Raw genomic sequence first — 13497 nt, 5'->3', positions numbered from 1 at the left:
AACATGAACGGCGGCTGCACCCCCTTGCCCAGCTGCGTCCACGACGACACCAGGCCCCCGTCCAGATCCACCACGGCCTCGAACGCCGCCCCCGACGCACGGTCAATCAACACCGCATCAGCCTCACGCACCACCGCCACACCAGCCCGCAACTCAGCCTTGCCCGGCTCACGCAACTCCACACTGCCAAACCGGAACGACTCCGCAGCAGCAGGACCCTCCCTCAAAATCCCCACCGCACGCGAAATCTCCGCCCGCGACAAAGGATCCAAAGGATGCGCCGTACCCACGGCGGATTCAACCTCACTGTTGATGGTCATACTTCTCCTCTAATAACCAGGTCCTGGAACAGGACGCGTTGATAGGTTCTTGCGCAGGTCGAGCCTGGCTGCATACGTCGAGCTTGCTGTTCGGCTTGCAAGTGTCAGCGGGACCCCAGACGGGCCGCTAGCGTGATGCCGGTCACTTGCATTCTTTCCATGAGGAAAAACTACGTCAGCAAATTCGCCTCGACGAGGCTTTTGTGAAAATTTACGTGAGAAATTCAGAGCGAGAAATTCTCGCTCCAGTTAACATGCTGGAAACATTCGAGAAACGTGCCCCAGGGTCACCCGGCGCGGCGCTTAGCCGTCACCTAGCGCGGTACTCAGGCGACGATCTTCTCGCGGGTTTCGCCGAAGGGAACGCTCTCATGGAGGGCCAGGGTGTAACGGCCGGGTTCATGCCGGGTGACCAGGATGCCCGCGGAGCGCTGTGGCCGCTGGCGAAGCATGGCCTCGGCGTTGTCGAGCATTTCATAGAGGCGCCCGGCGTCGCTGACGACGACTTCTACGGGCTCTGCGACCAAACTAAGCATGATGTAACACCTTTTCTTCCAGGGATCAGGGGCCCCCAACTCACCAACCCTTGATACTGACGACCCAGGCTTCCGGACCCCTCCTCAATGAAGGTTCCAGCCGGCCCGCCATCGGGCCTGCCGGCGTGATCCCGGTCACCTGCATTTCTTTGTGAAACCAAAACTACGTCAGGTAATTGATCACGGCGAGGTTTTTATTGAATTTTTCGTGAGAACTTCCGGAGCCTATTTCCTCACCCGAATTAACATGTTGGAAACATTTGGAAACCGTCCCCGATGCTAACGTTTTGCATCTCGGGCGGGCTTGTGTCCCACATAAGCAGCGCGACCTGCCCACCGGAGGAAAGTTGGTACCCAGTGTCTGTCCGCGTCGATCGCTTCATTAAGCCCCGCTCCCCTGTGGAGGGGCTAAGCCGGCGGAAATTGTCCTTCCTGCCCGTCTTCGCCCAGGCTGTAGCTGGCGTCGCACCGGCAGGGGCCATGTCCGTTATTCCGGCCTTGGTCTTTCCGGGCCTCGTTTCCGGATCCGCGGGACCGAACCTGCTAATGACTTTCGGAACGGCAATGGCGGTCATCGTGCTGGTGTCCTTGTCCCTCAGGCCGATGGCTAAGAGGATGGCGGCCGTTAGCGGGTTATACAGCTACACCGCGAAGGGACTCGGCCCCGTACCGGCCATCACTGCCGGATGGTCGGCAATGTTCGGTTATGCCCTCGTGGCCATGGCGAGCCTTCTTGTCGTAGGCACCTACACGACGGAACTCTTCAGCAACCTCGGGATCCCGATAGCTAACCCCGGCGTCCTCGTAGTGCTGATCGTCCTTGTCTCCGGCGGTGCTGCCACATTCCTCATGGTGAGGGGAGTCCATGTTTCGGCGTGGATCACTTTGCTGATGGAATCCCTCTCCATCGCTGTCCTCGCCGTCCTCATGATCATCTACTTCGTCCTCAACGCCCCCAAGCTCAGCTTCGGGAGCGCTGTGGCCTGGAACGGCAACTTCGACTCGCTGGCAATCGGAGTGGTCGTGGCCGTGAGTGCGTTCGTCGGATTCGAAAGCCCCACCACGCTGGGCGGTGAAGCCTACAAGCCGTTCATCAGCGTGCCGCGCGCCATCACTTGGACCCCCATCCTGATGGGAGCCCTTTGCCTTCTCGCTGTGACGGCCCAAGACGCGGCCCTCAAAGAAGCTCCCCTGAACGTCACAACCAGCTCCACTCCCCTGTCAGGCCTGTTTTCCCAGACGTCCTCCGCATTCGCGGCAGCCCTGGACCTGGGAATCGCCGCGTCCTGGTTTGCGTGCTCAATCGCGTCCGTCAATGCGCTTGTCAGGATCCTCTTCTGCATGGGAAGGGAGGGCGTAGCGCCGCGAAACGTCGGCCGCACCCATCCGGTCTTCCGCACACCCTCGACGGCTATCTTGACCGTCATGCCGGTGATCGTGCTTGTCCCGATCGTCATGATTGTCTCGGGAGCGAGCCCCACCGAGGGACTAGTGAACCTCTTCATCCTGGGCGCCTACGGGTATCTTGGATCCTACATCCTCGCCAGCGCATCCATGCCGTTCTTCCTCCGCAGGATCGGCGAGGCGACGTTCGGCAACTGGGTCCTCGGCGCGGTAACTTCGCTCGCACTTGGGGCGGTGTTTTGGACAGCGGCAAGCGTGTCGCTGCGGGCAGGAAACCTACAGACAGTCATCTACGTCGCGATGCTCCTCGCGAGCGTCATTTATGCAAGGATGCTCCATCGCCGCTCGCCGAAACGGTTGGATTCCGTGGGAGTCTACGACGAGTCGCGGGAATCCGACCTTTTCCACGGCCGGCCCAATCCCTGACCACCGGATGAAATCTACGGTTTGGCGGGAAGACTCGGCAGGAGGTCCGAAGGAACGGGCGGCGGCAGGGTAATACCCGGCCCCGGAAGCACCGGCGACGGAACAGGGATCGGGGCCGGTTTGGCCTTGGAGAGGTCGCCCAAGCCTTTGTGAAGATTCGACGGCATACTGGGCGAAGTGGTTTCCGGAGTCTCCCGGGGCTGCTCACTGTTTCGGGGAGCGTCCGAGGCCGTGGGCGTTGGCGCCGGCGTGACCGCCGACGTCGAATCCCCTGCGGGCGCCAGCCGAGAATCCGACGGCGTCACCGGCGTCTGCGGAGCCTTGGCACCCGAACCGGGCACAAACTGTGAAACCACGGTTCCCACGACGGTCTCCAAGTGTTGAATCGTGCCCGGGATGCCGCCGTCGGACGCTGCGGCGGCAGTGGCACCGGCCGCCAGAGACGCCGCAACTGCCAATGCGGCGATTCCGGCACGGCGCTTACGACGACGGCGCGCGGCCAGTTCGTCGAAAGGCGCGGCTTCGGCGGTGGAAGGGTGAGTTGTGGCAGCTTGGGCGGTCGGGTTCATCAGGGCGAGGACCTCGGCCGAGGGCTGGGGCATGCTGCTTGCGAGGGCACGCAATTCCAGGAGCTCGTCGCGGATCTCGTACGCTTCGTCGAGTCCGGCCTCGGCCAGGAGGCGATCGATGCCTTCCTCTGCCTGTGATGCGGATTTTTCGCTCATGATGTGCCGTTCCTTAGGAGTGCGCGTTCTCTGAGTGCGCTCAATGCCCTACGCTGCAATTGTTTGACGGCCCCTTGGGTCTTGCCCATGATGTCCGCCGTTTCTTCCACCGACAGGTCCGCGACGACCCTCAGGGCCAGGACTTCCCGGTAGTCGGTGCTGAGCTCGGCCAGTAGATCGGTGACGCCGAGGCCTCCGTCATGGCCGAACGCCTGGTCTTCGGCTGACGGCGCGCTGCGGGCGTCCAGGTCAGGTTCGTAAGGCGCCGGCTCAGGGGCACGCTCGCGCTTCCGGTAATGGTCCACCATTCGGGCGTGCGCTATGGAAAAGAGCAGGGTTTTGGCCCCTTGGAGTCCTCCGTGCAAGGAACCAAGTTTGGGATAGAGGGCCAGGAAGACGTCTTGCGTGACTGCCTCGGGGTCGTCCACTCCGCGGGCTCGCAGGTAGCCGAATATGGGGCCGGAGAAGTTGTTGTAGGCAGCCGTGAAGAGCAGCGCGGGATCGTCGTGTTCCGCCTGCAAGTATTCGTCAGCCAAAGGGTCAAGCACCCGCGACCCCTCCATCCCACGCAGCTCGATCATCATTCCAGGCCAGGGAATCGACCGCCGCTGCTGTCTATTGCGTCGCGGGGCTCCTTGTCATCAAGCCAAGGAGCCCCGCCATTCCAGCGTAGCTGTCGTGTTACTTCTGAACGGAATCGACCGGCACCTTCACCGGAACGGTGGGGAGCTGGGAGGGCATTGCGGGAACCGTGGGGAGCTGGGAGGGCACGGCAGGAATCGCCGGGGCTGTGGGCTTGGCAACCGCGTTGGCATTGGCGTCCGCGTTGGCGTTCGCGGAGACGGAAGCGCCGGCCACGACGGCTTGGCAGTGCGTCTTGACGTTGGCTTCGCCGCCGGCCGCGACAACCAGCGAGGAGAAGCCGGGCACCTTGGAATCGGCCGTCAGGCCGCCGTTGAGCAGCGCGGTGCAGAGGCCAAGGGCGTCGGGCGAGGTTGCAGTGGCTGCAATGTCGGCGACTTTTGCCTTTGCGTCGTCAACGGCGTCGGCCGCTTTGGTCTTGGCATCGTTGACAGCGTCAGCGGCCTTTGCCTTCGCGGCATCCGTGGCGTTAGAGGCAGCGTCAGTCGCTTTTGCCGTTGCGGCATTCGCAGCGTCGGAAGCGGCGTCGGATGCCTTCGAGACCGCGGGCGCCGGAGCCCCGACCAGTTCGTGGGCACTCTGCTGGAGGCCGCTCGGCAGTGCGCCGTTGAATGCGGCGACGCCGGTTCCGCCAACTGCGACGGCTCCGGCGGCCAGGACGCCCGCGGCGACTTTGCTGGTGGCAAGGACAGTGAACAAGGACATGAGACCTCCGACAAACGTTTTGGACTACCCCGGCCGCGGCTTGGTCGCGGCCGGATGATCAAGTGCGGACGTGGCCCGCACTCCCCTTACATCGTTGGCGGTCCCGGAGAAGTTACTCCGGTTTCAAAAAACTTTTAATGGGTTAGGACGCCAGGGCCCTCGCCTTCTCAATCAGCTTCAGTATCTCGACCGGGCCGGCCGGATCCACCGGGAGGGGCAATGCGGAGGCGGCACCGCCGTCGTCGATCTTTTCCGCGAGGATCCGGTAGAACTCCTGGTAAGCACCGCGTTCGGTGGGAACGGTGGTCCGCTCGCCATCGACTTCCAGGATTCCGTAGTGGTGCGGATCGTCGACGCCGTAAGCCCCGGCCGTGGGCAGCCCGCCTGCCGCAATGAACGGCTCCTGCGGGTCGATGCCGTATTTCACGAAGCCGCCCTTGCTGCCCAGGATCCGGAATCGCGGGGCGTGGAGTTGGCTGTTGGCGTTGGCGGTGACGTGGCTGATGACCCCGGAATCGTGTTTCAGGACGAGGAAAACGTCGTCATCAGCCCGTTCCTGCGGCCGCCGGCGCAGGATTTCGGCGTGGACCACGTCGCACGGACCGAACATCTGCCACGACAAGTCCAGCAAATGGGTGCCGAGGTCGAAAAGCAGCCCGCCGCCGTCGTCCGCTGTCGCTTGTGCCTTCCATTCCTTGCTGATGGCGGGCGCCCACCGTTCCATCGACGCTTCGCACCGCATGATTTCGCCGAGCGTCCCGGCGTCGAGCAGCTCTTTCACGGTCAGCGCGTCGCCGTCCCAGCGGCGGTTCTGGTAGACGGTCAGCACGCGGCCGAGCCTCGCGGCCAATTCGATCAGCTCCTGGCCCTGCGCACTGGTGACTGCGAACGGCTTGTCGACGACGACGTCGAGTCCGGCTTCCAGCGCGGCTTTCGCAAGCGGGTGGTGGGTCGCGGGCGGGGTGCCGAGGATGACGAGGTCCAGTTCGGAGGCGAGCGCCAGGACGTCGTCGGGAGTGTCCACGAGCTTTACGTCGGGATACCGATGTAGCGCTTTTGCTTTGCGCTCGGCGTCCGAGGTAGCGATGACGTCGAGTGAATACGCGGGATTGCTTGCGATGAACGGCGCGTGGAAGACGCTGCCGGACAGTCCGTAGCCGACGACGGCGGTGCGGATGGGTGTGTGGGTCATGTCGCCACCGTACCCGGCCAGGACAGCCCGGCGAAGGGTTTTGTCAGCCGTCTTTCAGCAGGCGGGTGACGAGTTCTCGCCACGAGGCCGCGAGTCGCTCCTGCGGAATTCCGTGCTCCCGGAGAGAGTGCAGCACGCGTTCCGGATCGAGGGAGGCGCCGAGCGAGAGGGCCAGGAGCCAGGGATCGCGGTCCAGTCCGGCTTCGCGGAGCAACATCTCGATGTGTCTGTGCCACAGGACCACGGGCGGGGCATCGTGGCGGTTCTGCGGAGAATGTTCCGAGGCCGCCCGGGCAAGTTCACCGAATTCCTCGACGAACTTGATGCGGGCTTCGCCAAACGCAATGAGCCGTTCGAGCGGCGGGGCTCCCGGACCAAGCGGAGGCGGGCCAAAGATGAACTGACGTTGGAATTCGGATTCGGAATCGCTCAGCAGGGTCATCATAAGTCCGGCCCTGCTGCCGAACCGCCGGAAAACAGTGCCCTTTCCGACGTCCGCCCGGCAGGCGAGCATGTCCATCGTGAATGCGTCCACGCCGCATTCGTTAACGAGCTCCCGCGCGGCGTGGAGGAGCCGTTCACGGTTGCGCGCGGCGTCGCTGCGTTCCGACGGCGCCCCGAACGGCAGCTCAGGCCTGATGGGGATGAGGCTCACAAAAAACATTCTAGACCCGGGAATATTAACCGGACTGTAGTCCGTTTAGATCTAACGAAGGCGGAAAAAGCCTCAGAAACCGAGCGTCTGCGGCACCGGCCGCGGCCAGACCCAAGGAGTTCCAATGTCCAAGAACACCGTTCTCGCCCTTGTCGGCAGCCTTCGCGCCGACTCCCACAACCGCAAGCTCGCCGAAGCCATCAAGCTCAACGCCCCGGAAGGCGTGGACGTCCAGATCCACGAATCCCTCGGCAACATTCCGTTCTACAACGAAGACATCGACGTCGACGGCCAGGTTCCCGCCGAAGCCGCCGCCCTGCGCGCCGCAGCCTCCGCCGCGGACGAGATCCTCCTCGTCACCCCCGAGCACAACGGCACCATGCCGGCATCCCTCAAGAACGCGATCGACTGGCTGTCCCGCCCGTTCGGCGCAGGCGCCCTCGCCGGCAAGCCGACCGCCGTCGTCGGAACCGCTTTCGGCCAGTTCGGCGGCGTTTGGGCACAGGACGAAGCCCGCAAGGCTGTGGGAATCGCCGGCGCCAAGGTCCTCGAAGACGTCAAGCTCGCCGTCCCCGGTTCCATGATCCGCTTCGCTGAGCTGCACCCGAAGGACGACGCCGAGGTTGTCGAGCAGATCAAGGGCATCTTCGAGCCGCTGACCGCCATCCAGGAAGAAGAAGTCGCGGCCTGATTGCCGGACACCCTTATTGCCGGACACCGGGGCGCCCGAGGCATTCGGGCGCCCCGCCCCGTTCCGCTACCAATCCGTGACTGAGCTGTAGCCGAACTGTCATGGACCGCGCGGCCCTCCGCCAGGTGACCGATCGTAACGTTGAGTTACGGGAAGCACAGGTGGATCAGGGCAGGGGCGGGAGCTGTCATGGGGCTCAAGCGCGGCGCAAAACGCACGACGACGGCGATCGCCGCTTGGTGCCTGCCTCTCGTTCTCTGCCTGGCCGGCTGCGCGGGTTCCGGCGATGTCCCCACGCCCGCTCCGGCTCCCGCACCCCTCCCGGTCCTCCAGCCCGCCGGGCCACGATCGGCGGAACCGACCGCCACCGCGGGTCCAGTGGAGGCAGCAACCGTACTCCCGGATGCGGGTGATTCATCGGGACTTTCCGTGTATTTCGTGGCCATTGGCGACGCTGGCGCCCGCGGAATCCGCTTCGGCTGTGACGACAGCCTTGTCGCCGTCCCACTCACTCCTGCTTCCGGTTCCGATCCCTTGGCTACCGCGATGAATCAGCTCCTTGCTCCTGGGAACACAGCCACTGGGAATAACGCAACTCAGGCAGGCTTGTACAACGCCCTCTCAGGTTCCACGCTGCGCTACGTTTCGGGATACCTGGACGGGTCCACCGTCGTCGTGAATTTGAGCGGCCCCCTCCGACCCGGCGGCGTTTGCGACCATCCGCGGATCGAAACCCAACTCACCCAAACCGCAGTGGCAGCCACGGGCGCATCTCAAGCGGAGATCTACATCGACGGGAATGACCTCTCGAATGTGCTGAGCCTGCGCTAGCGCTCCCCGAATAACGCGTCCATTTCGGCATAGCTGCGCGTTCCGGCAAGCTCGGACCAGTTGCCGTCGCCGAGAACTTCCGCCGCCAGCCTGGCGACCGCCTCATAGGCGGCCCTCGCGGTACTGCCGCCGAGGCTGATTCGCCGCACGCCGGCGTCGTACAGCTCCCCCGGCGACGGCGAACCCAAACCGGCCAGCGCATTCACGGGCAGGGCGATCCGACGGGACAGCTCGTGCAGGACATGGAGGTCCGCCACCCCGGGAACGAAAACTCCGTCCGCACCCGCTTGCTGGTAGGCCTCGGCCCGGCGCAGGGTTTCCTCATAGGCCGCGTCCCCGAGGCTCCGCGACCAGTAGGTGTCGGTGCGGGCGTTGATGAACAAGCCAACGCCCGCGTCCTCGGCGGTCTGCCGGATCAGCGAAATACGTTTCGAGTGTTCGGCCATGTCAGTGAGCGGCTTCTCGGCAGAATCCTCGATATTGATCCCGACGGCGCCCGCGTCCAGGACTGCGCGAATGGTCGCCTGCAGTTCCTCGTCGGTTCGCCCGTACCCCGTCTCGATATCTGCTGTCACCGGGAGTTTGGTAGCGGAAACTATCCGCGACAGCGCCTCCATCGCGAGGCGCCGAGAGAGGTGGTCCCCGTCCTGGTACCCCATGCTCCAGGAGATTGCCGAGCTGGAGGTGGCCACCGCCGTCGCACCGGCTTCTTCAACCATCCGCGCGGACGCCGCGTCCCACACGTTCACCAAGACCAATGGCGCATGCTGCGCCTCGTGGAGTTCCCTGAAGCGAAGGGCCTTGGATTCGAGATCCGTATGCGTCGTCATGGCTCTATTCCAGCCGCCAGTTGCCCGAACGTAAAGCATGCGCCCTTCAATCCTCAGTGTTGCATGAAACATATGTTGCTCATTTGACAACTCCCGGGGGTATCCTTTCAATGTGACCCACGAAACATTGGATGCCGGGCCGGAGCTGCCCGCGGAAGCAATTGACGCAATAGAGCGCGCAGCCACTGCCGCCCACCGCCACGAGGAACTCTTCTCGGAGCGCGCCGCCAACATCAAGCAGTCCGCAGTACGTGACGTGTTCGATATTTCAATGCGGCCCGGGCTCGTCTCCCTCGCCGGCGGAAACCCGTACCTGCAGTCCCTGCCCCTCGAAAAGCTGGGCGACACCGCCGCGCGGATCATCGCAAAAGAAGGCATGACCGCCCTCCAATACGGAGGCGGACAGGGCACCGAGGAACTGCGCACCCAGATCTGCGAAATCATGGCTGCGGAGGGGATCATCGACGCCCGCCCCGAGAACGTGGTCATCACCGCGGGTTCCCAATCAGCCCAGGACGTCGCAACCAAGGTCTTTTGCAATCCGGGCGACGTTGTACTGGTTGAGAACCCTACGTACGTGGGCGCGTTGAACACGTTCGAGGCCTACCAGGTCCAGGTTGAGGCCGTGGACATGGACGACGACGGCCTTATCCCGGAACTTCTCGAGGCCAAGATCGTCGAGCTTCAGGCCAAGGGCAAGTCGATCAAGTTCCTCTACACGATCCCCAACTTCAACAATCCTTCCGGAATCACGCTCGCCCCTGCCCGCAGGCAGCGGATCGTGGATATATGCCGGAACGCGAATATCTTGGTCCTGGAAGACAACCCCTACGGCCTCTTGCGCTTCGACGGCAACCCGCTCGCACCTATGCGTGCCGCCAACCCGCACGATGTGATCTACATGGGGTCGTTCTCCAAGATCTTCGCCCCGGGCCTGCGGATCGGTTGGGCCCTCGTTCCCGAACACCTGCAAAGGCGCTTCTACCTCGCGTCCGAGGCCGTCACCCTGTGCCCGCCGACCCTCAACCAGATGATCATCTCGGCATATCTCCGGGACTACGACTGGCAAGGACAAATCGACACCTACCGGGCGCTGTACGAGGAACGGTGCAAGGCCATGCTGGCCGGCCTGGAGGAGTACATGCCTGCCGGACTGGACTGGACCAGGCCGGACGGCGGCTTCTTCGTCTGGGTTACCCTGCCCGAAGGCGTGGACACCTACCCGTTGCTCAAGAAAGCGATCGACGCCGGCGTTGTCTTCATCCCCGGCGCGGCGTTCACCCACTCGGACCAACCGTCCAACAAACTTAGACTGGCCTTCAGCGCAGTGCCGCCTGAAGCGATCACCGAAGGTATCCGGCGGTTGGCGCCAGTACTGCGCGAGGCGATCAACATTATGGACAAAGGAGTTACAGCATGAGCGGAATCGTAGTAGTCGGCGTGGACGGCAGTGAGACCGCAATGAGGGCAGCCGAGACTGCGAAAGAACTGGCCACGGCTTTGGGAGCAAGCCTCCGCGTCGTGACGGCCTTTGACAAGAAGCGCACCGAAGTCGTGGAAAGCGGCGGCGACAAGTGGATCCTCTCGGATGCCGACGAAGCCGAAAAGATCGCCCTGGACGTTGCTACCAAGCTCGCCGACGGCAAACTGGGCATCAGCTACACCGCGGCATTTGGCAAGCCCGGCGAAGCCTTGATCCAAGAGGCGGAACGCGTCGGTGCGGACCTGATCGTGGTCGGAAACCGCCGGATGCAGGGGATCGGACGAGTGCTGGGCAGCGTCGCCAATACCGTTGCCCACAATGCTCCGTGCGACGTCTACATCGCCAAGACGGACGAACCCTAACCCTCCGAGTGGGGCCCGGCATATGCCGGGCCCCACTCAGACTTGACGGGAATCACGCGTCGTGGTGGGCGGTCTCACCCCGGTCTAAAGCCGTTTTTGGCCTTTGGGACAAGCTGACGCCCGTAAAATTGAAGAGGCCCCCAAGGGCGCGAGCCGCCCCATCACAACGACCCATAGGGGATCCTCTTGCTTGCTTTGCAACCACGCCAGCGCGTCGGACACGACATCCTTCTTGCCCGCCACGGCCACCACATCAGTTCCATGCGTTTCGACCGGGCCAATGACCGCATTGTGGCAGTGCTCGACGACGGTTCTGTGGACACCGCGCCCAACCTCATCTCCCCGGCGCTCAAAATGCCGGAGACCTTCCGAAGCATCCTGCGATCGGACTGGAAGCTGATCCTCGTTGCCAGCACCGCTATGTTGGCCATCGGAGCCCTGGCGATGATGCTGTCCTTCGGGATGATCGGCACCATGACCGATCAGCAGCTGCGCGATCTCGCGATCACCTATACCTCGTACTAGGCCAGCCAGCCTCGCAGGACCCACCACAGTCCTGCAATCACGATCCCGCCGAACAGCGAGCCGGCGATCACCTGGCTCACGGTGTGGTCACGAAGCACCACCCGTGACCACCCGACGGCGGGCACCAAGAGCAGCAACGGCCACCAAGCCGGGCCGAACATCAGCACGACCATGACTGCGGCCGAAGATATTGCCGATGCGTGCCCACTGATTTTCCACACCAAGCTGACCGCGGCGAGCACCGCAATCCCGCCGATCAAGGCAAGGATCATCGCTGAGACGCTCACGGGCGCATGAACAGCGTTAAGCACCAGCAGTCCGACAAAAACGGACACCAGCGCAAGCATCAGAAGCGGCGCGCGATCCCTGCGATTGCTGACATGGTGGTCGCTTAGCTTGCCCAGCCGCACCATGAGCAGGACGTAGGCGAGCGGCAGCAGGCAAACAAAGAATGCCGCGAGAAGCCCGTACCACATCGTCCCCGGGAATCCGGGTTCCACCGCCGGGCTGATCAGCAGCATCACGGATACCACTACTGGCGGCTGGAAGACCTCGGTGACGACCCGGGCAACTTGGCGCCGGGTCGCCGAAGTGTTTCCGATGTCAGTCAAGCAGCAGCGCCGGTTCTTCGAGGATCGATGCGACGTCCGCCATGAAGCGGGCAGAGAGATCCCCATCCACCACCCTGTGGTCGAACGAACCGCCCAACGTGGTGATCCACCGCGGAATGACTTCCCCGTCGAGCACCCAGGGCTTCTGCTTGATGGTGCCGAACGCGACGATCGCGACCTCGCCCGGGTTGATGATCGGCGTTCCGGTATCGATACCGAGTGCTCCGATGTTGGTGATGGTCAACGACCCGCCCTGCATTTCCGCGGGCTGGGTCTTGCCCGCCCGCGCCGTGCTGGCGAGCTCATTGAGCGCCAACGCGAGTTCCTTGAGGGAAAGGTCCTGCGCATCCTTGATGTTCGGAACCATAAGCCCGCGCGGAGTCGCCGCCGCAATACCAAGGTTCATGTAGTGCTTCACATGGATCTCGGCACCACCTTGGCCATCAGCGTTTTCCACCCACGCCGCGTTGACGCTCGGATTGCGGGCGGCGGCCCAGATGACGGCCTTGGAAAGGATGAGGAGGGGCGAAACCTTGATGCCCTCGAAGTCCCGGGAAGCCTTGAGCCGCTTGACGAACTCCATGGTGCGGCTCGCATCGACGTCTACGAAGATGCTTACGTGCGGCGCGGTGAAGGCCGATTCCACCATCGCCTTGGCAGTCGCCTTGCGGACGCCCTTCACGGGAATCCGCTCAATCCGCTGCTCCTGAGGCTTCTTGGACGCGCCCCAGAACTTGTCCGCGCGATCCACCTCGGCATCGCGCTGGGACTGGTAACTGACCAGGTCTTCCCGCGTGACTTCGCCGTGCGCACCCGTGGGAACAACGTCCGCGAGGTCGATGCCAAGGTCCCGGGCAATCTTCCGGACCGGAGGCTTTGCCAGGACACGGCTCACCAAGCCGGAGACCGTTGCGCTCAGGCCCGTGAAACCGGGGGCCTGGACGCCGCCTTGTGCACCAGCAGGTGAAGGCTCGACGGCGGGAGTCGGGGTTGGTCGCGCGGGCGCCGGTGCTGGGGGCGCTGCGACTGCGGCTACGGGCGCTGCTGCCTCGCCTGCCTGTTGCCCGGATGAGGCGGGGCCGGTAGCGCCTTCGCCTTCGGGACGCTTGCGCGGGCGGCGTTTGACGGCGTCGGCCTTGGGGCCCGAACCGACCAGCGGTCCGCCGGCAGGACCGGCGTCGGAGGTGTCGCCGTCGGGCAGTTTGCCATACATCGGTGTCTCGGCTGCCGGCTGGGGGGCGCGTTGATCGGCGGGCTGCGCGGGCGCGGCGGGCGCCTGGACCGTTTCCGGTTCGCCGGACGCGTTGTCCGAAATGCCGATGATCGCTGTTCCGACCTCGACTGTGATTCCTTCGGCGACGAGGATCTCGGCCACGGTGCCCGCATAGGGCGAGGGCAATTCCACCAGGGACTTGGCGGTTTCGATCTCGCAGATGACGTCGTTGATTGCGACGGCGTCGCCGGCCTTGACCTTCCAGGAGACGATTTCCGCCTCGGTCAGGCCTTCGCCGACGTCCGGCAGGTTGAATTTCTTAACAGTCACTTTGGTCCTCGATCTT

The 13497-nt window shown here is 63.7% G+C and carries 15 protein-coding genes and 1 pseudogene; 6 read left to right on the top strand and 10 right to left on the bottom strand.

Annotated elements, in window-relative coordinates:
• Both E1809_RS24090 and E1809_RS24085 read right to left on the bottom strand, forming a co-directional pair.
• Positions 1-320 (bottom strand): annotated as a pseudogene (locus tag E1809_RS24090) (primary-amine oxidase); the annotation flags it as partial.
• 326 nt (positions 321-646) lie between these two features.
• A complete protein-coding gene (locus E1809_RS24085) occupies positions 647-856 on the bottom strand; it encodes a hypothetical protein (protein ID WP_133206771.1) in 210 nt (69 codons plus the stop codon).
• A gap of 357 nt (positions 857-1213) precedes the next feature.
• On the opposite strand from E1809_RS24085, the gene E1809_RS24080 reads away from it, so the two are divergent.
• Positions 1214-2686, top strand: coding sequence for an APC family permease (locus E1809_RS24080; RefSeq protein WP_235835759.1), 1473 nt, complete (start codon positions 1214-1216; stop codon positions 2684-2686).
• Between the two features lie 14 nt (positions 2687-2700).
• On the opposite strand, the gene E1809_RS24075 is transcribed toward E1809_RS24080, so the two are convergent.
• From E1809_RS24075 to E1809_RS24055, 5 genes are all read right to left on the bottom strand, one after another.
• The gene (locus E1809_RS24075) at positions 2701-3411 is read right to left on the bottom strand and encodes a hypothetical protein (RefSeq protein WP_133206769.1); all 711 of its coding nucleotides are present in this window, start codon (positions 3409-3411) and stop codon (positions 2701-2703) included.
• Positions 3408-3959: an RNA polymerase sigma factor gene (locus E1809_RS24070; protein WP_133206768.1), complete on the bottom strand. Its 552-nt coding sequence runs from the start codon at positions 3957-3959 to the stop codon at positions 3408-3410. Before E1809_RS24070 ends, E1809_RS24075 begins: the two co-directional genes overlap by 4 nt.
• A gap of 133 nt (positions 3960-4092) precedes the next feature.
• Positions 4093-4758 carry a hypothetical protein gene (locus E1809_RS24065; RefSeq protein ID WP_133206767.1) on the bottom strand — a complete coding sequence of 222 codons (666 nt, stop codon included), beginning with the start codon at positions 4756-4758 and terminating at the stop codon, positions 4093-4095.
• Between the two features lie 142 nt (positions 4759-4900).
• Positions 4901-5950: a Gfo/Idh/MocA family protein gene (locus tag E1809_RS24060; protein WP_133206766.1), complete on the bottom strand. Its 1050-nt coding sequence runs from the start codon at positions 5948-5950 to the stop codon at positions 4901-4903.
• A gap of 43 nt (positions 5951-5993) precedes the next feature.
• Positions 5994-6605: a TetR/AcrR family transcriptional regulator gene (locus E1809_RS24055; RefSeq protein WP_205754319.1), complete on the bottom strand. Its 612-nt coding sequence runs from the start codon at positions 6603-6605 to the stop codon at positions 5994-5996.
• A 124-nt stretch (positions 6606-6729) separates the two neighbouring features.
• Between E1809_RS24055 and E1809_RS24050 the strand changes: the two genes are divergently transcribed.
• Both E1809_RS24050 and E1809_RS24045 read left to right on the top strand, forming a co-directional pair.
• Positions 6730-7296, top strand: a complete 567-nt coding sequence (locus E1809_RS24050) for an NAD(P)H-dependent oxidoreductase (protein WP_133206765.1) — start codon at positions 6730-6732, stop codon at positions 7294-7296.
• 189 nt (positions 7297-7485) lie between these two features.
• On the top strand, positions 7486-8127 hold the full coding sequence (locus E1809_RS24045; RefSeq protein ID WP_133206764.1) for a GerMN domain-containing protein: 642 nt from the start codon (positions 7486-7488) through the stop codon (positions 8125-8127).
• On the opposite strand, the gene E1809_RS24040 is transcribed toward E1809_RS24045, so the two are convergent.
• Positions 8124-8957 carry an isocitrate lyase/PEP mutase family protein gene (locus E1809_RS24040; protein ID WP_235835758.1) on the bottom strand — a complete coding sequence of 278 codons (834 nt, stop codon included), beginning with the start codon at positions 8955-8957 and terminating at the stop codon, positions 8124-8126. The two genes, E1809_RS24045 and E1809_RS24040, sit on opposite strands and share 4 nt — an antisense overlap.
• A gap of 112 nt (positions 8958-9069) precedes the next feature.
• Here E1809_RS24040 and E1809_RS24035 point away from each other — a divergent pair, with 112 nt between their 5' ends.
• The 3 genes from E1809_RS24035 (at position 9070) to E1809_RS24025 (ending at position 11327) form a co-directional block, all read left to right on the top strand.
• Positions 9070-10377: an aminotransferase-like domain-containing protein gene (locus E1809_RS24035; RefSeq protein WP_133206762.1), complete on the top strand. Its 1308-nt coding sequence runs from the start codon at positions 9070-9072 to the stop codon at positions 10375-10377.
• Complete coding sequence (locus E1809_RS24030; RefSeq protein WP_133206761.1) at positions 10374-10802, top strand: universal stress protein; 429 nt, start codon at positions 10374-10376, stop codon at positions 10800-10802. Before E1809_RS24035 ends, E1809_RS24030 begins: the two co-directional genes overlap by 4 nt.
• 186 nt (positions 10803-10988) lie before the next feature.
• Complete coding sequence (locus tag E1809_RS24025) at positions 10989-11327, top strand: hypothetical protein (protein WP_133206760.1); 339 nt, start codon at positions 10989-10991, stop codon at positions 11325-11327.
• Here the strand turns inward: E1809_RS24025 and E1809_RS24020 are convergent.
• Both E1809_RS24020 and E1809_RS24015 read right to left on the bottom strand, forming a co-directional pair.
• Positions 11324-11938: a phosphatase PAP2 family protein gene (locus E1809_RS24020; protein ID WP_235835757.1), complete on the bottom strand. Its 615-nt coding sequence runs from the start codon at positions 11936-11938 to the stop codon at positions 11324-11326. The two genes, E1809_RS24025 and E1809_RS24020, sit on opposite strands and share 4 nt — an antisense overlap.
• On the bottom strand, positions 11931-13481 hold the full coding sequence (locus E1809_RS24015; RefSeq protein ID WP_133206758.1) for a dihydrolipoamide acetyltransferase family protein: 1551 nt from the start codon (positions 13479-13481) through the stop codon (positions 11931-11933). The genes E1809_RS24020 and E1809_RS24015 overlap by 8 nt, the downstream gene beginning before the upstream one ends.
• Positions 13482-13497: the final 16 nt, after the last annotated feature.

Origin of the sequence: Arthrobacter terricola, assembly GCF_004354015.1 — a bacterium.
Lineage (GTDB): Bacteria > Actinomycetota > Actinomycetes > Actinomycetales > Micrococcaceae > Arthrobacter > Arthrobacter terricola.
The sequence above is the reverse complement of the archived record's forward strand: the minus strand, read 5'-3'. Positions and strand labels throughout refer to the sequence as shown.

Coding starts and splice junctions, on each gene's coding strand:
- E1809_RS24085 (WP_133206771.1), bottom strand. CDS start 856: ATGCTTAGTTTGGTCGCAGAGCCCGTAGAAGTCGTCGTCAGCGACGCC.
- E1809_RS24075 (WP_133206769.1), bottom strand. CDS start 3,411: ATGAGCGAAAAATCCGCATCACAGGCAGAGGAAGGCATCGATCGCCTC.
- E1809_RS24065 (WP_133206767.1), bottom strand. CDS start 4,758: ATGTCCTTGTTCACTGTCCTTGCCACCAGCAAAGTCGCCGCGGGCGTC.
- E1809_RS24060 (WP_133206766.1), bottom strand. CDS start 5,950: ATGACCCACACACCCATCCGCACCGCCGTCGTCGGCTACGGACTGTCC.
- E1809_RS24050 (WP_133206765.1), top strand. CDS start 6,730: ATGTCCAAGAACACCGTTCTCGCCCTTGTCGGCAGCCTTCGCGCCGAC.
- E1809_RS24045 (WP_133206764.1), top strand. CDS start 7,486: ATGGGGCTCAAGCGCGGCGCAAAACGCACGACGACGGCGATCGCCGCT.
- E1809_RS24040 (WP_235835758.1), bottom strand. CDS start 8,957: ATGACGACGCATACGGATCTCGAATCCAAGGCCCTTCGCTTCAGGGAA.
- E1809_RS24030 (WP_133206761.1), top strand. CDS start 10,374: ATGAGCGGAATCGTAGTAGTCGGCGTGGACGGCAGTGAGACCGCAATG.